At 65.6% G+C, this 20889-nt stretch carries 15 protein-coding genes; 7 read left to right on the top strand and 8 right to left on the bottom strand.

Annotated features, from left to right (window positions below):
• The first annotated feature begins 21 nt into the window (after window positions 1-21).
• Entirely contained in the window at window positions 22-243 is a 222-nt protein-coding gene (gene rpmE, locus MF134_RS18980) for a 50S ribosomal protein L31 (RefSeq protein WP_255341053.1), read from the top strand.
• Between the two features lie 124 nt (window positions 244-367).
• On the opposite strand, the gene MF134_RS18975 is transcribed toward rpmE, so the two are convergent.
• Complete coding sequence (locus tag MF134_RS18975) at window positions 368-1270, bottom strand: DMT family transporter (protein WP_255341052.1); 903 nt, start codon at window positions 1268-1270, stop codon at window positions 368-370.
• Between the two features lie 340 nt (window positions 1271-1610).
• On the opposite strand from MF134_RS18975, the gene MF134_RS18970 reads away from it, so the two are divergent.
• Entirely contained in the window at window positions 1611-2903 is a 1293-nt protein-coding gene (locus tag MF134_RS18970) for an adenylosuccinate synthase (RefSeq protein ID WP_255341051.1), read from the top strand.
• 115 nt (window positions 2904-3018) lie between these two features.
• Window positions 3019-5139, top strand: a complete 2121-nt coding sequence (locus MF134_RS18965; protein WP_255341050.1) for a hypothetical protein — start codon at window positions 3019-3021, stop codon at window positions 5137-5139.
• A gap of 63 nt (window positions 5140-5202) precedes the next feature.
• Here the strand turns inward: MF134_RS18965 and MF134_RS18960 are convergent, their stop codons facing one another.
• The 3 genes from MF134_RS18960 to MF134_RS18950 form a co-directional block, all read right to left on the bottom strand.
• The gene (locus MF134_RS18960) at window positions 5203-6282 is read right to left on the bottom strand and encodes a YcjF family protein (RefSeq protein ID WP_255341049.1); all 1080 of its coding nucleotides are present in this window, start codon (window positions 6280-6282) and stop codon (window positions 5203-5205) included.
• Window positions 6279-7730, bottom strand: coding sequence for a YcjX family GTP-binding protein (locus tag MF134_RS18955; protein ID WP_255341048.1), 1452 nt, complete (start codon window positions 7728-7730; stop codon window positions 6279-6281). The genes MF134_RS18960 and MF134_RS18955 overlap by 4 nt, the downstream gene beginning before the upstream one ends.
• Before the next feature lie 84 nt (window positions 7731-7814).
• A complete protein-coding gene (locus tag MF134_RS18950) occupies window positions 7815-8327 on the bottom strand; it encodes a SixA phosphatase family protein (protein ID WP_255341047.1) in 513 nt (170 codons plus the stop codon).
• A 279-nt stretch (window positions 8328-8606) separates the two neighbouring features.
• Here MF134_RS18950 and dksA point away from each other — a divergent pair, with 279 nt between their 5' ends.
• Window positions 8607-9023 carry an RNA polymerase-binding protein DksA gene (gene dksA, locus MF134_RS18945; RefSeq protein ID WP_255341046.1) on the top strand — a complete coding sequence of 139 codons (417 nt, stop codon included), beginning with the start codon at window positions 8607-8609 and terminating at the stop codon, window positions 9021-9023.
• Between the two features lie 305 nt (window positions 9024-9328).
• Here dksA and MF134_RS18940 read toward each other — a convergent pair whose 3' ends face one another.
• Entirely contained in the window at window positions 9329-11500 is a 2172-nt protein-coding gene (locus tag MF134_RS18940) for a flagellar biosynthetic protein FliO (protein WP_255341045.1), read from the bottom strand.
• 292 nt (window positions 11501-11792) lie between these two features.
• On the opposite strand from MF134_RS18940, the gene cckA reads away from it, so the two are divergent.
• The gene (gene cckA, locus MF134_RS18935; protein WP_255341044.1) at window positions 11793-14342 is read left to right on the top strand and encodes a cell cycle histidine kinase CckA; all 2550 of its coding nucleotides are present in this window, start codon (window positions 11793-11795) and stop codon (window positions 14340-14342) included.
• Between the two features lie 110 nt (window positions 14343-14452).
• Here cckA and MF134_RS18930 read toward each other — a convergent pair whose 3' ends face one another.
• Together MF134_RS18930 and MF134_RS18925 are read right to left on the bottom strand one after the other, a co-directional pair.
• Complete coding sequence (locus MF134_RS18930) at window positions 14453-15376, bottom strand: pseudouridine-5'-phosphate glycosidase (protein ID WP_255341043.1); 924 nt, start codon at window positions 15374-15376, stop codon at window positions 14453-14455.
• Window positions 15377-15382: 6 nt separating this feature from the next.
• Window positions 15383-16342 carry a carbohydrate kinase family protein gene (locus MF134_RS18925; RefSeq protein ID WP_255341042.1) on the bottom strand — a complete coding sequence of 320 codons (960 nt, stop codon included), beginning with the start codon at window positions 16340-16342 and terminating at the stop codon, window positions 15383-15385.
• A gap of 164 nt (window positions 16343-16506) precedes the next feature.
• On the opposite strand from MF134_RS18925, the gene recA reads away from it, so the two are divergent.
• On the top strand, window positions 16507-17580 hold the full coding sequence (gene recA, locus MF134_RS18920) for a recombinase RecA (protein WP_255341041.1): 1074 nt from the start codon (window positions 16507-16509) through the stop codon (window positions 17578-17580).
• 161 nt (window positions 17581-17741) lie between these two features.
• Window positions 17742-20405 (top strand): alanine--tRNA ligase, encoded by a 2664-nt coding sequence (alaS, locus tag MF134_RS18915; protein ID WP_255341040.1) that lies wholly within the window; start codon window positions 17742-17744, stop codon window positions 20403-20405.
• A 53-nt stretch (window positions 20406-20458) separates the two neighbouring features.
• Here the strand turns inward: alaS and MF134_RS18910 are convergent, their stop codons facing one another.
• Window positions 20459-20836, bottom strand: a complete 378-nt coding sequence (locus MF134_RS18910; protein ID WP_255341039.1) for a VOC family protein — start codon at window positions 20834-20836, stop codon at window positions 20459-20461.
• Between the last annotated feature and the right edge of the window lie 53 nt (window positions 20837-20889).

Raw genomic sequence — 20889 nt, 5'->3', positions numbered from 1 at the left:
TTGTGCCAAGGACCGTAAGTGATGAAGGCCGACATCCATCCCGACTACCACACGATCACCATCGTCATGACCAACGGGACCGAGTACCAGACCCGTTCGACCTGGGGATCGGAAGGCGACAAGCTCAATCTCGAGATCGACCCGACCAGCCATCCGGCCTGGACGGGCGGCAATCAGCACCTTCTCGACCGCGGCGGTCGCGTTTCGCGCTTCAAGAAGCGCTACGAAGGCCTCGGCATCTGATTTCTCCGCGCCGGCCGGGTTCGCCCGTCAGCCGGCGCGAGCAGTTCCGACTGTTTCATGGTCGCGTGCGGTATCAAGCCGCACGCGACTTTTTTCGTTTGAGCGATTCCGCTGCCCGCGCGCGTCATCCGGCTCGCAGTCGCCGGGCACCCCGTTCGGCGATCGTGATGCCACCGAGGACGCAGGCGAGCGCGATGATATGGTAGAGGAAGAGTTCCTCTCCGACGATCAGAACCGCCAGAATGGCGCCGAAAACCGGCACGAAGTTGATGAACAGGTTCGCCCGGTTCGGGCCGATCATCTCAACACCCTTAATGTAGAGCGACTGGGCGAGCAGCGAGGGAAAGATCGCCGTGTAGAGCGCCGCGCCGGCGCCCTGCAGATCGGGGAGTTGCGTCTTGCCCAGCGCGAACTCGATCGCGGCGAACACCATCGCGGTCAGAAGGGCCGCAAGCGATAGCACCATGATCGTCGAGCGCCAGTGGATCTGTGGCTTGAATCGCAGGGCCACCGTATAGCCGCCATAGAGCAGGACGGCGAGCATCATCAGCGCGTCGCCGCGATTGAGGTCGAGTTCCAGGAGCGCCGACAGGTCGCCATGGGAAGTCGTCAGCGCGACACCAACCAGGGTGAGGCTGAAGCCGGCGATCTGCAACGGCGCGACGCCCATGCGGAACAGCAGGAAATTCGCGAGGAAGACGACCAGCGGCATGGCCGACTGTTCGATCGTCACGTTGATCGCCGTGGTGTAGTTGACCGCGAGATAGAACAAGGCGTTGAAGGAGGAGAAGCCGATCGCGCCGAGCGCCAGCATGTAGGCGAGACGCGGACGGATGACGGGCCAGTCCCGCTTCACGTCGCCGAGCGCGAAGGGCAGGATGAACAGACTCGCGAAGGTCCACCGGAACAGCGTCAGAAGCATCGGCGAGATGTGCCCGGCCGCCAGTTTGCCGGCGATGGCGTTGCCGGCCCACAGCAGCGCCACCGTGGACAGGACGACATAGGGATGGACGAGAAAGCGTGGCATTGTCCCCTCGAAGGCCGTTGCCTGGCGCCAGATTGAAAAGACGGCAAGCAAGCGGTCAGGGCGTCCGTGTATTCGGGATCGCGGTGGATGGCCAGCGCCGGCCGCCCAATCGAAGGCCGCGCGGCTCCGAAACGTTCCATCCGAGGGGCGAAAACACGTTCCGTGCTCGCAATTTGTGGACAGGCCGGGGCGCCTCGCGCTACAGCCTTGGCAAGGCGTCTTGTCGTCAAGCCTGACGACGGTTTCGCATCACAGCCTTTGTTGGAATTCTCAATTCAGGCCATGACAAACAGATTTGGCCAGCACCGCCCGGTGCCGGCCATAGTCCGTGAGGAAGCATATGGGCAACGTCGTCGTCATCGGATCGCAGTGGGGTGACGAAGGAAAGGGCAAGATCGTCGACTGGCTCTCGGAACGGGCCGACGTCGTGGTGCGCTTTCAGGGCGGCCACAATGCCGGCCATACGCTGGTCGTCGACGGTGTCTCCTACAAGCTTTCGCTCCTGCCTTCCGGCCTCGTCCGTTCCGGCAAGCTTTCGGTCATCGGCAATGGCGTCGTCTTCGATCCCCATGCCTTCGTCGCCGAGCGCAAGCGGCTCGAAGGGCAGGGCGTCACGATCGATCCGACGACGCTGCGCATCGCCGACAACGCGGCGCTGATCCTTTCCATTCACCGGGAACTGGACGCCACCCGAGAAAGCGCCAACGCCGGCACGAAGATCGGCACCACCGGCCGGGGGATCGGCCCGGCCTACGAGGACAAGGTGGGCCGCCGGGCCATCCGCGTGATGGATCTTGCCCATCCCGAATCGTTGCCGGAGCGGATCGAGAGGCTGCTTGCCCATCACAACGCCCTGCGCCGCGGGCTTGGCCAGGAGGAAATCGAGACAAGCGCCCTTCTCGAGGAACTCACCTCCGTGGCCGACGAGATCGTGCCCTTCATGGACCGGGTCTGGCGGCTGCTCGACGAGCGTCGGAAGGCCGGCGCCCGCATCCTGTTTGAGGGCGCGCAGGGCACGCTCCTCGACATCGACCACGGCACCTATCCGTTCGTGACGTCCTCCAACACGGTTTCGGGCCAGGCAGCGGCCGGCTCCGGTCTCGGGCCCGGCAGCGTCGGCTTCGTCCTCGGCATCACCAAGGCCTACACGACGCGGGTCGGCGAAGGGCCGTTCCCCAGCGAACAGGACAACGAGGTCGGTACCTTCCTCGGCGAGCGCGGCCGCGAGTTCGGCACGGTGACCGGGCGCAAGCGCCGTTGCGGCTGGTTCGACGCGGTCCTCGTTCGTCAGGCCGTCGCCGTCAACGGCATCGACGGACTGGCCTTGACCAAGCTGGATGTTCTGGATGGTCTTGAGGAAATCAAAGTCGTCGTCGGGTATAAGCTGAACGGTAAGACGATCGACTATTTTCCGGCCAGTCTTTCCGAGCAAAGACAGGTTGAGCCCATCTACGAAAGCTTCGAAGGCTGGCAGGAGACGACGGCCGGCGCACGACGCTGGAGCGACCTTCCGGCGCAGGCCGTCAAGTATGTCAGGCACATAGAGGAGCTGGTCGAAGCGCCGGTAACGCTTTTGTCCACTTCGCCCGAGCGTGACGATACAATACTTGTTCGCGATCCGTTTCAGGACTAGAGTCGCGGGCGCCGGGACATCTTCGATCGAGAATAGCGAGTGACTGCGATCCATGGCGGATTTGAGCGGCGTACTTCGTAAGACCATTGACGGCCTGCCGCGTGCGACGCCGCAAATGCGCCAAAAGGTGTACGAAAAGGCGCGTGCCGCGATTCAACGGCAGATCGACGCCGCGAATCCGCCTCTGGCGGAGTCGGTGGTTTCTGCGCGTCTCGCCGCGCTCGAAGACGCGATCTCCCGGACGGAAGCGCACTATATCGAGCAGGAACAGGGCGCTGCAGCGGCCGAGGCGTCAGCGGAGCCGGCAGCCGGAGCCGAAGCGCCGCAAGCCGCTCGAGAGCCTGCGCCGCCCCCGGCCGACGCCGGGCCGTCCCCGGCCGAACCAGCGGAGCCCGATACGGTCGGCCCGGCCGCGGAATCTGCGACGCCCCCGCCGGCCCAGCAGCCAGCGCCGCCGCAACAGCCGCCATCTCCCGCCGCCGAAGCCCCGGCGGGACCTCCGGCGCCTGAGCCCGACCCCGTTGATCAGGAAAGGGCGACGGAACCGGCCGCTTCAGTCCCGGCCGATCAGGGTTCCACGCAGCAACCACCGCAGGCCGAAGTTCCATCCGACGAGCCGCGACCTTCCGAGCCGGACGATGGACTACCGGCGCCAGCCGAGCCGAGTTCGGCCGGTCCCGACCTTGCGCCGCCGATGCCCGGTGCATCGCCGCGAATGGAAGGCGCCGAAACTGCACCCGGTCAGGACGAGACGGGAGAGCCGTCCCGTGTCGATGAGGGAGAAGACCGGCAACCGTTCATTCCGGCGGCGACGGAAGAGCCCGAGTCTGGCGGTCAACCGCCAGCGATCGGGGCCCCCTTCATCGTGCCTGGGGAAACACCCGAGCGCGAGCCCGCGGTTGCGGAAGACGAAGAGCCCTATCATTTCGCCGAACGGCGGCAGGGCCGGGAAGAGGGTGTGCCGCGCGACGTCCGTGTCGATGACGAGGACGGGATTCCCGAGGCGGACATCACGGCTCCGCGCTATCCGGCGCGTCGGTCCAGCCAGGGACGCGGGCGTTCCATCGCAACGGCCGCTATCGTCGTTCTGGTCCTTGGCGGGCTTGGTACGGCGGGCTGGATCTTTCGCGACGAGATCGAGGCCTTGCTGGTCGAGCCTGCGGGAATCGGCACGATCGCGGATCAGGCCGCCGAACCGGACGGTGCCACGCCGGAAGGGGTTGCGACTCCGGAGGGCGAGCAGACCGAGGCCGCGACCTCTAACCCGGATGCCGGCACCGCGCAGGACGCCGCCACCCCGGCGGAGGAGCCGGAATCGACACGCCGCTTCACCCAGCGTCTGCTGCCGGACGGTTCGGAAGTCGATGCCGGACCGGCGGAGCCGATGCCGAACGCCTTTGACGAGGGAACCAACATCGCGGCCGCCGAGCCTGTTGCCTCCCCCTCTGCGGATCCGGCGGCGACGCCAACCGTGCAGAGCGAGATCGGTGAGAATCCTGCCGTGGTCGGAGACGAGAACGGGGATGCGAGCGCCGTTCCCGGCGTTGCGACCGAGGGCGGCACGGACGATGCCGGCGGCGCTGACGGCGCAGAAGCAACCGATTCCTCGACGCCGGACGGAGTGGCGGAGGCCGATGGCGGCTCTCCAGACAACGCCACCGGTGAGGGCACCGAAGTGGCGGCGCTGGACGTCGCGCAGAAGGCGGTCTTCTATCAGGAGCGCACGGGCGAACTGCCCGGCACCCAGGAGAGCGGCAATGTCGTCTGGTCGGTGATCGAGGAGCCACCGGTCGAGGGCCAGCCGCCGGAGCCCGCCATTCGTGCGGTCGCCGACGTTCCCGACGAAAACCTCAAGATGACCATGACGATCAGGCGCAACGCCGATCCGACATTGCCGGCCAGCCATGTCATCGAACTGGAATTCGACACACCACCCGATTTCGGTGGCGGCAGCGTCACCAATGTCCAGAGGCTGGCGCTGAAGGACACCGAGCAGGCGCGAGGCGAGCCATTGATCGGCGTGGCCGGCAAGATCTCCGACGGCTTCTTCATCATCGCGCTGAACAATCTCGACCAGGCGGTCCAGAACAATCTGGCCCTTCTCGAGAGCGAACAGTGGATCGATATCCCCCTCGCCTATGCGACGGGGCGCCGGGCGCTGATCTCCATCGAAAAGGGCATTCCGGGCGACCGGGTCTTCAAGGAAGCCCTGGAGGCCTGGGACGCGAAGACGTAAGGCTCGCCTTCGGTCGCGATACCTGACCTGGCCCCGGCCCTGGCGTTGAGGGGGATTGCTTCCTCAGCGCTTTTCCCGCTCCATGCCGGAATGGGCCGCGAGTTCGGACAAGACGGCACCGATGCGCGGTCGTGTTGCCCTGAGAAACGGCAGCGGCCGGCAGAGATCCATCGCCGCGAGCCCCACGCGGGCGGTGAGAAGACCGTTCACCACGCCTTCGCCGAGCCGCGAGGACAGGCGTGCGGCGACCCCGTGTCCCACCACCTGATGCACCAGGCTGTCGCCGACGGCGATCGAGCCTGTGACGGCCAGATGGGTGAGCACGTCTCGCGTCAGCTTGATCAGCCCCAGCGTTCCGGGCCTCGCGCCGTAGAGTTCCGACATGGTGCGGATGAGCTTGACGTTCTCGAACACCACATAGGCGACGTCGACGAGCGCCTTGGGGCTGACCGCGGTCACGACCGAGACGCGCTTTGCCGAGCCGAGCACCAGCGCCCGTGCCTTGCGATCGAGGGGGCCGAGCATGTGTTCCTCGGCGAGCGCCAGATAGTCGGCCCCGTCGATCACCTCGTTCTTGAGGCTGGCGATGTGCGCACGACCGCGCGCCGTTTCCGAGCGGTGGGAAAGCAGGGTTTCGAGCGTCGAGACCGCGAGCTTGGCCTCGCTCAGAGAATCGGCGCGATAGGCCGCCAGCGCCCGCTGTCGCTCGCGGTCGACGGCGGAAAGCCGCATCAGGCCGACGATCTCGCGAAACGCGATGCCGAGCGCCGCGATGACGAGAAGCGCGACCACGCCAAGCGTTGCCCAGCCCAGCCAGTCGGCCCGGGCGAAGAGTTCGCGAACGACGGAATCGATCGCCAGACCGAAGGCGAGCGAGACGAGGATCCCGAAGGCCGCGGCGAACAGTTTGGCGAAGGAGAAGCGTTTCTTCGACACGGTGGCCGGCGTTTCTGCCTCGGCGATCAGATCCTCGTCGATCGCCTCGTCGGGTTCGATCCGCACGTCTTCGAGCGTGGCGATGGAGCGCGGCATGCGCGGTGCCTGGGACGCCGTGTCGGAGGTTCGTTCTTCGGTGCGCGGCTCCGGGGAGCCGACGTCGAAGGCGCCCGGCGCACGCCGGCGCCGGTCTCGATCTTCGCTCATTGCAGGCGATCTCCCAGCAGGAATTCCAGGGCGCGGTCGAGACGGATGTGCGGCAGGGACAGAGTGAAACCCTCGGCAGTGCGTTCGAGCCTGGGCGGGCGAAACCGCACGAAGCGGATCGAGTTTGGTTCGATTCCGCCATCAGGCGCGAAGAGCCGGTGTGGGTCCTGCGGCAGGTCGCCCGGGAAGACGGCCGTTTCGGTCTTGCCGTCGAAAGTCCGCTTGCCGATCGTTTCGCCCGCGGCAGGTGTGCCGACAATCACGGGCAACTCCTCGCCCTGATCGGTCACGGTAGCCTCATGGGTGGCCCGCACCGCCGCCATGGCGAGGACCGAGGTCTGGGCTCCCGAGAAATTCGCGCGTCTGACCGCGTCGTCAACGAGTTTCCGCACGATCGCCTCCAGCCGGCGATGGCTCTCGCGGTGTAGGTGATCGGCCTTCGTCGCGGCGACGAGGATGCGGTCGATCCGCCGCGTCAGGAAGGAGCCGAGCCACGTGGAACGGCCCGGCCGGAAGCAGGAGAGGATGTCCGTCAGCGCGGTTTCGAGATCCGCGACGGCCTCCGGTCCGGCATTGATCGCCTGCAGAGCGTCGACCAGCAGGATCTGCCGGTCGAGCCGGGCGAAGTGATTGCGAAAGAAGGGTTTGACGACGACGGTCTTGTAGGCCTCGTAGCGCCGTGACAAATGCGCCGCCATCGAACCCTTGGGATAGGTCTGGCCGGGTTCGACGGGCAGGGGCGCGAAGGTCAGCGCCGGCGAACCTTCGAGATCGCCGGGCATCAAAAAGCGGCCGGGCGGCAGGGTCGACAGCGCCGTGCTGTCGGCGCGACAGGCCTTCAGATAGTTCGCGAAGGCGACGCTGAGATCGCGTGCCGTCACTTCGTCGGCTGGCGCGGACAGGTCGATATTGGCGAGCTTTTTGAGGAACGGGCCGGCTTCCGCACGTCGGGAGGGCAGACGCGCGCGCTCAAGCGCTTCGGCCGAGAAGGTGGCGAAATCCTTGTCGATCAGCGGCAGATCAAGCAGCCATTCGCCCGGGTAGTCGACGATGTCGATGGACAGTCGCCCGCCCGGCAGCACGCGCCGCCAGCCCGATGCCGATTCAAAGGCGATCGTCAGCCGCAGTTCGGAGATCGCCCGGGTCGATTCTGGCCAGACCCGCTCCTCGACGATCTGGCGGATATGATCCTCGTACTGGAAGCGTGGCACGGCGTCGTCCGGTTGCTCTTCCAGATCGGCGCCGAGGATCCGGCCGTCAGCCTGCGCCTTGAAGAGCGGCAAGCGGCCGCCACTGAGGAGATTGTGGATTAGCGCCGTGATGAACACGGTCTTGCCGGCCCGGGAGAGACCGGTCACGCCAAGTCGCAGGTTCGGATGGAAGATCCCCGCCGTTCGGTCGGCGAAATTGTCGAGGACGAGCCGGGCCTCGTCGGCGAGAGACGTCATCGGGGGGCGCTGTTCTCCTGGCGTGTCAGATGCTGCGACCGCGATATAGGAAGCTTCGGGCGCGCTTCGAAGGGGCAATGCCGATCAGGGAATGATCACGCGCTCAAGATGGCCGCTGCCGGGCTCGAGTTCCTCGAACCCGCTCTTGAGGCCGACGATCGCCAGGGCGCAGGTGGGAAAACCCGTGGCGATCTGCGCGGCGGCGTCCTCGTCGGCGCTGCCGGTGACGGACCGGGTGAAGTCCTCGATCATCGGGTTGTGGCCGACGATGAGGACGCGCTTTGCTTCTCTCTGGCGCCGCGCGGCAGCAAAATAGGCTTCGACGCCCAGCGCGTAGAGATCGTCGGAGGTTTCGACGGTCAGGTCCTTGCCGAGGCTGGGCTGCAACGATTCCAGGGTCTTTGCCGCGCGGACCGCTGTCGAGGTGACGACGACATCGACCGTGAGGTCTTCCGCAGCGAAGATCTCCGCCAGTCGTGCCGCGTCGGCCTCGCCACGCTCGTCCAGCGGGCGCTGGTGATCGCGCTCGCCGGGCCGCGCCCAGGAGGAATGGGCATGGCGAAGAATGAAGAGCGTGTGGCTGAACGATCCCGACATGGATGTTGATTAGGCTGAAACGGCGAGCCGGGCAATCGTCTGTTTGTTGCGGAACGACGAAACCGCGATCAGGCAAGTTCCGAACCGATTTCTGCGCGTCAAGCTCGCGTGAAACTGGTGCCGGCGTCGGGTCAGCTTCTGGGCTTTCCAGTGGCGAATCGGAAACACTAGCGAATACCGTATCTTAGATTCATTGCGTGAGACTTGGCTAGGACGCAAACGTAACTTGTTCGCTTCGCAAAGCGACGCTATAAGCCGGCTGCCGGAACGGAGGTGCGTATGAGCCAGACACTCAATGCCGATCTGACGCTATCGGAAGACGGACCTTTCATGAATGATCGTCAGAAGGAATATTTCCGACGCAAGCTTCTCACCTGGAAAGCGGAAATCCTGCGGGAGTCGCGCGAGACGCTGGAAGCCCTGGCAAACGACAACAGCAATCTCGCCGATATCGCCGACCGTGCCTCCTCTGAGACCGATCGGGCCATCGAGCTTCGCGCCCGCGACCGCCAGAGAAAGCTGATCTCCAAGATCGACGCGGCTCTGGATCGGATCGAAGACGGGTCCTACGGCTACTGCGAAGAGACGGGCGAACCGATCAGCCTGCGCCGCTTGGATGCCCGGCCGATCGCGACCCTTTCCCTCGAAGCCCAGGAGCGGCACGAGCGGCGCGAGAAGGTCTATCGGGACGAATAGCCGGGTTCCGCCGGCCTCGGCGGAGCAAAGTCATCGCGTGGACGACCGGCGCGCTGATGCCGGTCGCAAAGACCAATGAACTGTCCCGGTGCGGAGGCATTCGCCCGCGCCGCGGGTTTGCCGATAACGGCACAAGTCAGCAAGAGTGGTTCGCGGCTTGGAATTTCCGGGCGCCGTCTATCGGGCGGACCCATTGCGAGCGCCTTGAACGAGCAAGCCCGGGCGATGCGGCTCGGGCGGGCTTCGACCTCTGCCTTTCCAGCCTATGCCCCGAACGGCGCAGCGCTCGGTTCTCTTGTTGAGCCTCAGCTCTTCTTCTCGGCCTGATCGGTTTCTTCTGCCTTCTCCACATTGCCGAGAAGCCGCTCCATCTCCTCTTCCAGCTTCGCATCCTGCTGATGCCGGTCGTGATCGGCAGCCGCCATGTTTCGGGCATGCGCGGCGTCGGGCCATTGCACGGGACGGCCACCACCGGCCGGGGGTGTCCTGGCCGGCTGTGGTTGCGAAGCCTGCGGTCGGTTGAATTGCGGTCCAGGCGTTGCCGCGTCCGAGGACGCTTCGGCCTTCTTGGCCTCTGTCTCCTTCGGTTGGGGGGCAGTCGGACTGGCGGGCAAGGCCGGGGTGGCGCCGGGTTTTTCCGACGCATCTTCCATGGCCGCTGGGCCGTTGACGTGTCTGGGCTCGGAAGGGGCGGAGGCTGCCGCAGGGTCCGCCCCGGTGCTGCCTGTAGCTTCGCCAGGCTTCTTCGCCGTCTGCTGTGCAGCGCCGGCCGTCACGGACGCCTGTGGCGACGAGGCGGGGGGCGTCTGCGCCGCGTTCGTTTCCGTCTGGCTGGGACGTCCGGCGTCTGCGGCAGCGTTCCTTGCTTCTCTTGACGGCTCCACGTCGCGAGCCCGGGTTTCAGCACCGCCGTTGCTCGAACTGCTGCCTTGAGCGGCAGAAGACGGATTGGCGGGGGCGGTCCCGTTCGCCTGAGCGGGGAGAGTCGATGTCGCACGAGGCGCATCCGGCCGCGCGGCAGATGCCCGTGAAACGGACGGCGCTGCCTCCTTGCGCGCGGGTTCGTCGGACAGGAAGTTCGACGTCAGTTCCGCGGAGAGGAAGCTCTCCAGGCTGTCTTCGAGAGAGCCGCCTTCCTTGTCCTTTTTCAGCGTGTCGACCGGCCGCGCATCTTCTGCGGCGGGCACGGACTTTTGCGGCGCCTCGGCAGGTTTCGTCGCAGTGCCACCTTCGGCTTGAGCGGACGTGCGGCGGACTTCGGTCTCGCCCCGTCCACCCCGGTTCTGGATGGCCATGGCAAAGCTCTTCACCGACAGGGGTCCGCGTGAGGCCCGCCCGGCAAGCGGGCGATCCGTGCCCGGTTGCGATGTTCTCTGCGGCCCGAGAGAGGTCGCGGCGCCGAGTGTCGTCGCCAAGGTGCTTCCGCCGTTGTTCTCTTTGCGCGCAGGGAAGGGGGCGGTTGCGCTCTCCGGTTCGATCGACGGGGCCGTGGTGGCCACGGCTTGCTCTGGATGGGACGGGCGATCGGGGGACGTGTCGAGTTCGGCCGTCAGAGGCGCGTCGATATGAGGCTCGATGCGCTCGAAAGCCCGCGGCCGCCGGCTTGGCGATTCGGGTCGGCTTGGCGAGGCGGCGGTGTCGGACGAGCGCTCCGGCTGCAATTGCGGAGGCAGTGTCGGCGTGGCGCGCGAACGCGGCGGCACACTCGGGGACGGCGTCGAAGGGGAAGGCGCAGCCTGTTGCTCCTGCTTTTCGGCAACGGGCGAGACGGTTTCCGCCGGCTGGCGGGCGAGGGTCCGTTCCCCCAGTACACGCGCGGCGAGGGCTCCAGCGGCTTCGACGCCGCGCTTTGGCCGTTCGTCTCGGCTCGCGACGGATGTCGGTCGTTCTTCGCGAGGGCGTGTGGCGTTCGGGTCCGCGGCCTTCGCGACCGGCGCAGCCGGCTGACTTGCGACAGTCGCCGTGGTCGGTTGCACGGGCGGCGTCTCCGCGGTCCCGGACGGCGATCGAGAGGCGGCATCAGATTGCGCAACGGGGACTTTGGGCGAGGCCGCCGGAGCCTTCGCCGGCTCCGGTTCAGGCGTCGGTTCCGGCCTCGGAGCGACTGCCGGCGGAACGGCGGCCGGAGGGCGGGGGGCTTCATCGAGTGTCGGCTCCGCTGACGAAGGTGCCTCCATGGCGCCGCGCCGGATCCCGGCTTCGACGAGCAGTTCGGTCTGTCCGCCCACCAGCACGAGATGCTCGACATCGTCGCGCTTGACCAGCACGAGTTTCCGCTTCTCGTCGATGCGGGCCATGTCGACCACGGCGAGGCGTGGGCCTTTGTGCTTTGCATGGGACCCGATCGCGCCACCCCAGAAGCGTTTTGCGACGAACAGGAATCCGATCGCCAGTATGCAGACGATCGCGGCCACGAAGGCCACCCAGACGATCGGGGCGAGGCTCGATCCAAAGAGATCGATGATCCATTGCGGCATGTCTCGGGCAACTCCTTGCGCGGACCCCAGAGCGGACCTCGTCGAACGCGAAAGCCCTCCCGTGGTCCTGCCGCATATTTCGAGGTCCGGCAAGGCTTGCGATACGTTCGAGCGGCCTGCGGTCTGGAAGAATTTTGCCTCGTGCAGACCGTCTTTCGGGCAAGGCTGACCTGATATGCCGACGCTCCGATGAAGGACAGAAAACGAAATTGCCGGCTCGTCGGTCCGGACGAAAACAGCTATTTCTTGCGAATCACGCGGCAGGTTTTTTGACGAGAAGGGGCGCGCTGGGATGGACGGAGCGGCTTCCGGGGCGATCGACAAGCCCATGATCGACCGAACGACGGCGGCATCGGGTGTGCGGCGGCTGCTTCTGCTGGGCGGTGCCTTTATTCTGATGGGCGCAAGCCTGGCCGTGTTCGGTCATTCGTCCTATGGCCAGGCCTCGTTGATTGCGATCTTCGGCACGCTGTCGGCGGTCGGAATCCTGGCGATCTTCGCTGCCGTGCTCGGTTTCATCCGCTTTTCCGGCAAGACCGCCGATGCCGGAATTGCCCGCGACTTCGTCGACAGCGCCCGCACCGGGCTGCTGATCGTCGACCGCAAGGGCCAGATCGTCTACGCCAACCGCGCCTATGGCGAGATCACCGGAGCCGCCAAGCCCGGCGATATCCGCACCCTCGAACGGCTCTTGTCGCGCGAGGTCGAAGCGGCCGAGGCGATCTATCATCTCGCCAATCTGGCGCGGGAAGGCCGTTCCGGCCAGCGTGAGTTCCGCCTCGCCCATAGTCTGGCCGGGCAGGCGAAATCCGATGGCGCGCCGCGATGGTACCGGGCCTCGGTCCGGCCGCTTCCGACCGGCGGCGGCCACATGCAGGCGTGGCAGATTCTCGACATCACCGCCGATCGCAAGCACGAGGAGAGTTCGTTCCAGGATCTGCAGCATGCGATCGACTATCTGGACAAGGCACCGGCCGGCTTCTTCGCTTCCGATTCCGAGCATCGCATCGCCTATATCAATGCCACTCTAGCGGAGTGGCTCGGCCTCGACCTGGCCGATCTGAAGCCCTACCAGCGGTCCTTTCTGGAATTCCTGCCGGCGACGTCGAAGGCCCTTTTCACCGAGGCGGACGAAGAGAACAGGGACCACGACGGCGTCTCGGTCGTCGATCTCGATCTGACCACGGCCGATGGCCGCAGCCTGCCTGTCCGGCTCCTGCGCAAGCCGGGCGTCGAGGATACGGCCGCACCCGGCAGCGTGCGGACGCTTGTTCTCAATCGGGCCGGCGAAAGCGAGGTGGCAACGCCGGTGGAAGTGGCCGAGGCGCGCTTCACTCGCTTCTTCAACTCCTCGCCCATGGCGATCGCGACACTGGACGACGAGGGCAATGTCGTGCGCTCCAACGCGGTGTTCCGCCAGCTCTTCGGCGGGCAGGCCGCAGACGGGCGGATCCGGTTCCTGGAATCCGTGCGCGAAGGCGGACATGAGACCCTGCGCCGCGCCCTCGCGGAAGCGACGGCCGGCCGGGCCGGTGTCGCCCCCGTCGACGCGGAGATCGCAGGCGAAAAGACCAAGGCGGTCCGGCTTTATGTCAGTGCGGTCCCGAAAGCCGGTCCGGACGCCGACGAGTCGATCATTGTCTATGGCGTCGATATCACCCAGCAGCGCGCGCTGGAGGAGCAGTTCGCCAAGAGCCAGAAGATGCAGGCGATCGGCAATCTTGCCGGCGGCATCGCCCACGACTTCAACAACGTGCTCACCATCATCACCGCCTCGGTCGACTTCCTGCTCCTCAACCACCGCACCGGCGATCCCTCCTTCCAGGATCTGCTTCTGATCAAGCAGAGCGCCAATCGTGCGGCGTCCCTCGTTCGCCAGCTTCTCGCCTATTCGCGGCGGCAGACGATGCGGCCGAAGATGCTGAATCTGACGGACGTGATCGCCGACATGCATCTTCTGTTGAAGCGGGTCAGTGGCGACCATGCGACGCTCGAGCGCCAGCACGCCCGCGATCTGTGGCCGGTGATGGCCGATATCGGCCAGTTCGAGCAGGTGATCACCAATCTCGTGCAAAACGCCCGCGACGCGATGCCCGATGGCGGCAAGATCACCATCACGACGCGAAACGTTCAAGCCAAGGAGGCCATGGCCTTCGGTTATGGCGAACTCGTCGAGGGCGACTATGTGCTGGTCGAGGTGGCCGATACCGGCACCGGAATGCCGCCCGAAGTGGCCGAGCGGATCTTCGAGCCGTTCTACACGACGAAGGAAATCGGCAAGGGCACCGGCCTCGGGCTTTCGATGGTCTATGGCATCATCAAGCAGTCGAACGGCTTCATCTATGTCGACAGCAGGCCGGGCGAGGGCACGACGTTCCGCATCTTCCTGCCGCGTCACGTTCCGGCCGAGATCGCCTCAAGCGGATCGGAGACGGCCGCCGCCGCCGGCAACGCCAAGATGGACCTTTCCGGCACGGATTCCATCCTCTTGGTGGAGGACGAGGATCACGTGCGCGCCGGCAATGTGCGCGCCTTGAAGATGCGTGGCTACGACGTTCACGAGGCCGCGTCGGGTATTGAGGCGCTGGAGGTGATGGACGAACTCGACGGCAAGATCGACCTTGTCGTGTCCGACGTCGTCATGCCGGAAATGGACGGGCCGACACTTCTCAGGGAAATGCGCAAGAAGCGGCCCGAATTGAAGTTCATCTTCGTGTCCGGCTATGCCGAGGACGCCTTCGCGAAGAACATGCCCGAGGGAGAGAAATTCGGCTTTCTGGCCAAGCCGTTCTCGCTTCGCGATCTTGCCGTCGCGGTGAAGACGGCCCTGAACGAGAAGTAGGGCGCCACGTCGACGCCTTGCTTGCCCCTGCATAGGGCGCAATACGCTCCCCAAGGGCGACGGCACAGGGCGCGCTGATGGCCTAATTGCCGATCGCCTGCGGCGCGCGCCTACCGAGCGGCCTTCAGCGCGACGGCAATCTCTCCGGCCAGCCGCGCATTGGCAAGGATGAGGGCGATGTTGGCGGTGAGCGACTGGCCCTCGCTGAGTTCGACGATCCGGCCCAGGAGATAGGGGGTCACCGCCTTGCCCGCGACGCCGTTCTCCGCCGCCTCTGCGAGCGCTGCATCGATCCAGCGGCTAACGGTCTCCGCCGGAATGGCTTCGTCTTCCCCAAGCGGATTGGCGACGAGCATTCCGCCTTCGATACCAAGCGCGGCGCGGATCGCCTGAAACCTCGCGATCTCAACGGGGCGATCGAGACGCAAGGGCGCGGGATGGCCGGACCGGCGAGACCAGAAGGCCGGCATCTCGTCGCTTTGATAGGCGACGACGGGGACCCCTTTGGTTTCCAGAAATTCGAGTGTTCGGCCAATATCCAGAATGGCCTTGGCCCCGGCCGAGACGACGATGACGTCCGTTCGCGACAGCTCCTCCAGATCGGCGGAGATGTCGAGGCTCGTCTCGCCCCCGCGGTGAACCCCGCCGATCCCGCCGGTGGCAAAGACCGGAATGCCCGCCTTTTCCGCCGCGATCATGGTCGCCGCGACGGTCGTCGAGCCGGTGCGGCCCGTCGCCATCGCAAACGCCAGGTCGGCCCGGGAGAGCTTCATTACGCCTTCGGCCTTTGCCAGAGCGGCGAGTTCCTCATCCGCCAGACCGATGCGCAGCTGCCCGTCGAGGACGGCGATCGTCGCCGGTTCGGCTCCCGCCGCTCTGACGGCGGCCTCGACGCGGCGCGCGGTCTCCAGGTTCTGGGGGTAGGGCATGCCATGGGTCACGATGGTGGATTCCAGCGCGACGACGGCGCGGCCTGTCGCCTGAGCCTCGCGAATCGCGTCTGAAAGCTGAAAAAGGTCATGGGGGTTTGGCATCGGCACTCAGCTTTCGCTCGTCGGATCTTGAAGATTCGGGAGAATGTCGTCGATCGCTCGGGACAGATCGGGTGGTGGAAAGCCCTCGCTCGAGATGCGTAGGGAGGCGGCGATCAGGCCGCGGCGTGCCGCCTCCGTCCATGACAGGCCGGCAAGATCCCCCATCAGGGTGACCGCGGCCAGCGTGTCGCCGGCACCGGTGACGTCGCGTGGCCGGACGATGGGCGGGCGCTGGAACCGCAGAGTGCCGCTCTCCAGCAGGGCGGCCTCGAGGGGTCCGTCGCTGATGATCGCCCGCCGCACGCCGAGTTCCGACAGGAGTTCGCCTATCAGGCGCAGGCTCGTTGCGACGGTCGCCTCGACCAGCGCCGCAGCCTCGGCTCGCGACAGGAACACGGCGGAAAGCCGCGGCAAGACCGGCAGGATCCGCCGGACCTTCGCTGGTGACACTCCTATTGCCGCGACCGGTCTGTCACCTGCCGCCTCGACGAGCGCCGCGATGGTGGGGCCGGGCAAATTGGCATCCAAGAGGATGGCCTCGGCTCCGGCAAGGCCCGTCCGCACATGCTTGCGCGTCAGAAGCTTCGGTCCGAGGAGGTCATAGAGAGAGGTGTCGGCAATCCCGGCGACGAGTTCACCACGGTCGTCCAGGATCGCCGTATAGGTCGGCATGGCTCGGTCGAGCCATGTCACGCTGTAGTCCTCGACGCTGAGATCGCGAAGCGCGCTGGCGATCCCCTTGCCGTCGCCGTCACCCCCGCGTGCGCTCACAAACGACACGCGCGCTCCCAGGGCGCGCAAGGCGACCGTCGCGTTGAAGGCGGAGCCGCCGGCCGTATTGAACAGACGCCCGGGATTCGAGGCGCCGGGATGATATGGCCCGTTCGCCTTGGCGCGCCGATCGAAATGCGCCGCACCGACGACGAAGATCGCGGGATCCTGCTTGGCCGAGATTCGCGCGTTCATGTTTTATCAACCATTCATCATGCCGAAGCGGGCGAATCGAGCCCACACGGATTGAGAACAAAACGTGTTCAACCACTTGTGGATCGAGAACAAATAGAGTACATACCCCCTTGGATAAGGATCATTGCACCTCCGGCTCACGCGTGGAATAAGGTCAGGACTTCATGGCACAAAATGCTCTCCGTCTCGTCGAGGATAATTCGTTGGACAAGAACAAGGCTCTTGATGCCGCGCTGTCGCAGATCGAACGCGCCTTCGGCAAGGGCTCGATCATGCGCCTCGGGCAGAACGAGAAGATCGTCGAGATCGAGACCGTCTCGACCGGCTCGCTCGGTCTCGACATTGCGCTGGGCGTCGGCGGTCTGCCGAAGGGCCGGATCGTCGAGATCTACGGACCGGAAAGCTCGGGCAAGACGACCCTTGCGCTCCACACCGTGTCGGAAGCCCAGAAGAAGGGCGGGATCTGCGCCTTCGTCGATGCCGAGCACGCGCTGGACCCGGTCTATGCCCGCAAGCTTGGCGTCGATCTCGAGAACCTTCTGATTTCTCAGCCCGACACCGGCGAGCAGGCGCTGGAAATCGCTGACACGCTGGTGCGCTCCGGCGCGATCGACGTCCTCGTCGTCGACTCGGTGGCGGCGCTGACGCCGCGCGCGGAGATCGAGGGGGAGATGGGCGATTCGCTGCCCGGCATGCAGGCGCGGCTGATGAGTCAGGCGCTGCGCAAGCTCACCGGCTCGATCTCCCGGTCGAAATGCATGGTGATCTTCATCAACCAGATCCGCATGAAGATCGGCGTGATGTTCGGCTCGCCCGAAACGACGACGGGCGGCAACGCACTCAAATTCTATTCTTCCGTCCGTCTCGACATCCGCCGCATCGGCTCGATCAAGGACCGCGACGAGGTCACCGGCAACCAGACCAAGGTGAAGGTGGTCAAGAACAAGCTGGCGCCGCCCTTCAAGCAGGTCGAGTTCGACATCATGTATGGCGAAGGCGTGTCGAAGATGGGCGAACTGGTCGATCTCGGCGTGAAGTCGGGGATCGTGGAGAAGTCGGGAGCGTGGTTCTCCTACAACAGCCAGCGGCTGGGGCAGGGGCGTGAGAACGCCAAGAACTTCCTCCGCGACAATCCGGCGGTCGCGAATGAGATCGAGACGGCGATCCGCCAGAATGCCGGCCTGATCGCCGAGCAGCTTCTGGACGACGGGCGCGAGGACGACGCTGCCGAGGATTGAGGGCGGGCTGCCGGCAACTGTCGGCACCGGCTGCCTTTCCGGGGATCGCGACCCGATAGACACGACTTCGAGGCCCTAGTAAAAGGCCGACGGTCCGCATCGCCGGTTTCAGGCCGGCGGTCGGGCCGTTTCAATTGCATCGTTTCGCGAAGGTCTCGCTCATGAGTGGCGTCAACGAAATCCGGTCGGCTTTTCTCGAGTATTTCGAGAAGAACGGGCATGAGCGGGTCGCCTCGTCGCCTCTGGTTCCCCGCAACGATCCGACATTGATGTTCACCAATGCCGGCATGGTGCAGTTCAAGAATGTCTTCACCGGCCTCGAAAAGCGCCCCTACAACCGCGCGACGACGGCGCAGAAGGTCGTGCGCGCCGGCGGCAAGCACAACGATCTCGACAATGTCGGTTACACCGCTCGCCATCACACCTTCTTCGAGATGCTGGGGAATTTCTCCTTCGGCGATTATTTCAAGGAACAGGCGATCGAACTCGCCTGGAATCTGACCACCCGCGAGTTCGACTTGCCGGCGGATCGCCTGCTCGTGACCGTGTTTTCCGAAGACGAAGACGCGGCCCTCCTGTGGAAGAAGATCGCCGGACTGTCCGACGACCGCATCATCCGCATCCCCACCTCGGACAATTTCTGGACGATGGGCGAGACCGGCCCCTGCGGCCCCTGCTCCGAGATCTTCTTCGATCAGGGCGAGGGCGTGGCGGGCGGCCCTCCAGGCAGCCCCGAGGAGGATGGCGACCGGTTCCTGGAGTTCTGGAATCTCGTCTTCATGCAGTTCGATCAGGTCGATGCCGAGACGCGGATCGATCTGCCGCGCCCTTCGATCGATACCGGCATGGGTCTCGAACGCATGGCCGCGATCCTGCAGGGCGTGCATTCGAATTACGAGACCGACCTTTTCAAGACGCTCATCGCGTCGGTGGAGTCGGCTATCGGTTCGCACGCGAGCGGTGAGAGCCTCGCCAGCCACCGGGTGATTGCCGACCATCTGCGCTCGACGGCCTTCCTGATTGCTGACGGCGTCCTGCCGTCCAATGACGGCCGCGGCTATGTGCTGCGCCGGATCATGCGCCGGGCGATGCGGCACGCGCGCCTGCTCGGCGCCCGCGAGCCTGTGCTCTACAAGGTGCTGCCGACGCTGGTCGCCGAGATGGGACGCGCCTATCCGGAACTGGTGCGCGCCGAAGCGTTGACCTCCGAGACCCTCAAGCTCGAGGAGAAGCGGTTCCTTCAGACGCTGGACCGGGGGCTGGCGCTCCTTTCGGATGCGACGGAAGGCATGTCGGCCGGGGAGAAGCTTTCCGGCGAAACCGCGTTCAAGCTCTATGACACCTACGGCTTCCCCCTCGATCTGACCCAGGATGCCCTGCGCCAGCGCGGCATCGCCGTCGATCTCAACGCCTTCAACACCGCGATGGAGCGGCAGAAGGCCGAAGCGCGCGCCAGCTGGGCCGGGTCCGGCGAGGCCGCGGCGGAGAATATCTGGTTCCCGATCCGCGAGCGCGTCGGCGCGACGGAATTCCTCGGCTACGAGACCGAGCGGGCCGGCGGCGTGGTGGTCGCGCTGGTCAAGGACGGGACGGAGACCGAAACGGCCGTGGAGGGCGACGAAGTCTCGCTCGTCGTCAATCAGACTCCGTTCTACGGCGAATCGGGTGGCCAGCTGGGCGATACCGGGACCATGCGGGGCGAGGGTGTCGAACTCGCCGTTACCGACACGCGGAAATTCGCCGAAGGGCTTTTCGTCCATCGCTGCAAGGTGACGCGGGGCACGGTCAAGCTTGGCATGCCGCTCGATCTCGAGGTCGATCACCGCCGTCGCAGCCATATCCGCGCCAACCACTCCGCTACACATCTCATTCACGAGGCGTTGCGGGAGGTGCTCGGAACACACGTTGCGCAGAAGGGCTCGATGGTGGCGCCGGAGCGGCTTCGTTTCGATTTCTCGCATCCGAAGCCGATTGAGGACGACGAACTCGTGACGATCGAGCGGCTCGCGAACGGCATCATCCTTCAAAACGCGCCGGTCGAGACGCGTCTGATGGCGGTCGACGACGCGATCGAATCCGGAGCCATGGCGCTGTTCGGCGAAAAATACGGCGACGAGGTGCGCGTCGTGTCGATGGGGGTCGCGGAAGAGGGCGAGAAGGCCGGCAAGACGTTTTCGATCGAGCTGTGCGGCGGCACCCATGTACGCTCCACCGGCGAGATCGGTCTCGTCCATGTGGTCTCGGAGGCCGGCGTTGCGGCTGGTGTGCGCCGCGTCGAGGCGCTGACGGGCGACGCGGCACGTCGCTATCTCCTTGAGCAGGACGAACGCGTGCGGCGGATGGCGTCCCTGATGAAGGTGGCGCCGGCTGAGGCGACCGATCGGCTTGAAACCCTTTTGGAGGAGCGGCGGCGCCTGGAGCGGGAACTCGCCGAGGCCAAGAAGAAACTGGCGCTTGCAGGCGACGGTGGGGCCGGCGAAGGCATGGCCGCGAAGTCGGTTGCGGGCGTGTCGTATCTCGGTCGTGTGCTTGAGGGCGTCGCCGGCAAGGAGCTCAAGGGCCTCGTCGACGAGGCCAAGGCAAAGCTCGGCTCGGGCGTTATCACCTTCGTCAGCGTCGCAGACGGCAAGGCCAGCGTGGTGGTCGGCGTGACCGAAGATCTGACGACTCGCTTCGATGCGGTCGCACTGGTGCGGGCCGCCAGTGCCGCGATCGGTGGAAAGGGCGGCGGCGGCCGCCCGGACATGGCCCAGGCCGGCGGTCCGGAGGGCGATCGAGCGAAGGATGCGCTCGCCGCCGTGGAAGAGGCGCTACAGGCCGCCTGAGAAGCCGCATCCATCCGCGACGATTGGACGGGTGCAGCAACAGCCAAGCGACCTTAGTCTTCGAAGCGTCTCGCGTTCTCTTCGAAGTCCTGCCGCTGCGGCGGGACCAGACAGAAGCGCTGGCCGGTTGGCGCTTCCATGACGATCCAGGACTTGACCGCTTCGACGCGCTTGGCGCCGAGAGCTTCGAGGCGGCGGGCCTCGGCCTGCCTATCATCCGTTTCGATATCGAGATGAACGCGCGGCGCGTGGTCGACCGCCTGGATCAGCACCTTCGGCTCCCCGTCGGGCATCTTCAGCACTGCATATTTCCCGTCCTCGTCGACCTTGCCGGAGCAGCCGAAGAGGCCTGACCAAAATTCAAGCGCTTCACCCAGTTCGCGCGTCTGGCAATCGACGACGATGCAGCCGAGCCGGCTTCGGTGAGACATCTCACGTTCCTTCTGAAAGAAAAAGCCGGCGCGGGATACCGCGCCGGCCGGTT

Origin of the sequence: Jiella marina (genome assembly GCF_024359545.1) — a bacterium.
GTDB lineage: Bacteria > Pseudomonadota > Alphaproteobacteria > Rhizobiales > Rhizobiaceae > Jiella.
This window is presented reverse-complemented; position numbering and strand designations above follow the sequence as displayed.

Bases quoted from the DNA above. Each gene is read 5' to 3' on its own strand.
- rpmE (WP_255341053.1), top strand. From the start codon at position 22: ATGAAGGCCGACATCCATCCCGACTACCACACGATCACCATCGTCATG.
- MF134_RS18975 (WP_255341052.1), bottom strand. From the start codon at position 1,270: ATGCCACGCTTTCTCGTCCATCCCTATGTCGTCCTGTCCACGGTGGCG.
- MF134_RS18970 (WP_255341051.1), top strand. From the start codon at position 1,611: ATGGGCAACGTCGTCGTCATCGGATCGCAGTGGGGTGACGAAGGAAAG.
- MF134_RS18965 (WP_255341050.1), top strand. From the start codon at position 3,019: ATGCGCCAAAAGGTGTACGAAAAGGCGCGTGCCGCGATTCAACGGCAG.
- MF134_RS18960 (WP_255341049.1), bottom strand. From the start codon at position 6,282: ATGAGCGAAGATCGAGACCGGCGCCGGCGTGCGCCGGGCGCCTTCGAC.
- MF134_RS18955 (WP_255341048.1), bottom strand. From the start codon at position 7,730: ATGACGTCTCTCGCCGACGAGGCCCGGCTCGTCCTCGACAATTTCGCC.
- MF134_RS18950 (WP_255341047.1), bottom strand. From the start codon at position 8,327: ATGTCGGGATCGTTCAGCCACACGCTCTTCATTCTTCGCCATGCCCAT.
- dksA (WP_255341046.1), top strand. From the start codon at position 8,607: ATGAGCCAGACACTCAATGCCGATCTGACGCTATCGGAAGACGGACCT.
- MF134_RS18940 (WP_255341045.1), bottom strand. From the start codon at position 11,500: ATGCCGCAATGGATCATCGATCTCTTTGGATCGAGCCTCGCCCCGATC.
- cckA (WP_255341044.1), top strand. From the start codon at position 11,793: ATGGACGGAGCGGCTTCCGGGGCGATCGACAAGCCCATGATCGACCGA.
- MF134_RS18930 (WP_255341043.1), bottom strand. From the start codon at position 15,376: ATGCCAAACCCCCATGACCTTTTTCAGCTTTCAGACGCGATTCGCGAG.
- MF134_RS18925 (WP_255341042.1), bottom strand. From the start codon at position 16,342: ATGAACGCGCGAATCTCGGCCAAGCAGGATCCCGCGATCTTCGTCGTC.
- recA (WP_255341041.1), top strand. From the start codon at position 16,507: ATGGCACAAAATGCTCTCCGTCTCGTCGAGGATAATTCGTTGGACAAG.
- alaS (WP_255341040.1), top strand. From the start codon at position 17,742: ATGAGTGGCGTCAACGAAATCCGGTCGGCTTTTCTCGAGTATTTCGAG.
- MF134_RS18910 (WP_255341039.1), bottom strand. From the start codon at position 20,836: ATGTCTCACCGAAGCCGGCTCGGCTGCATCGTCGTCGATTGCCAGACG.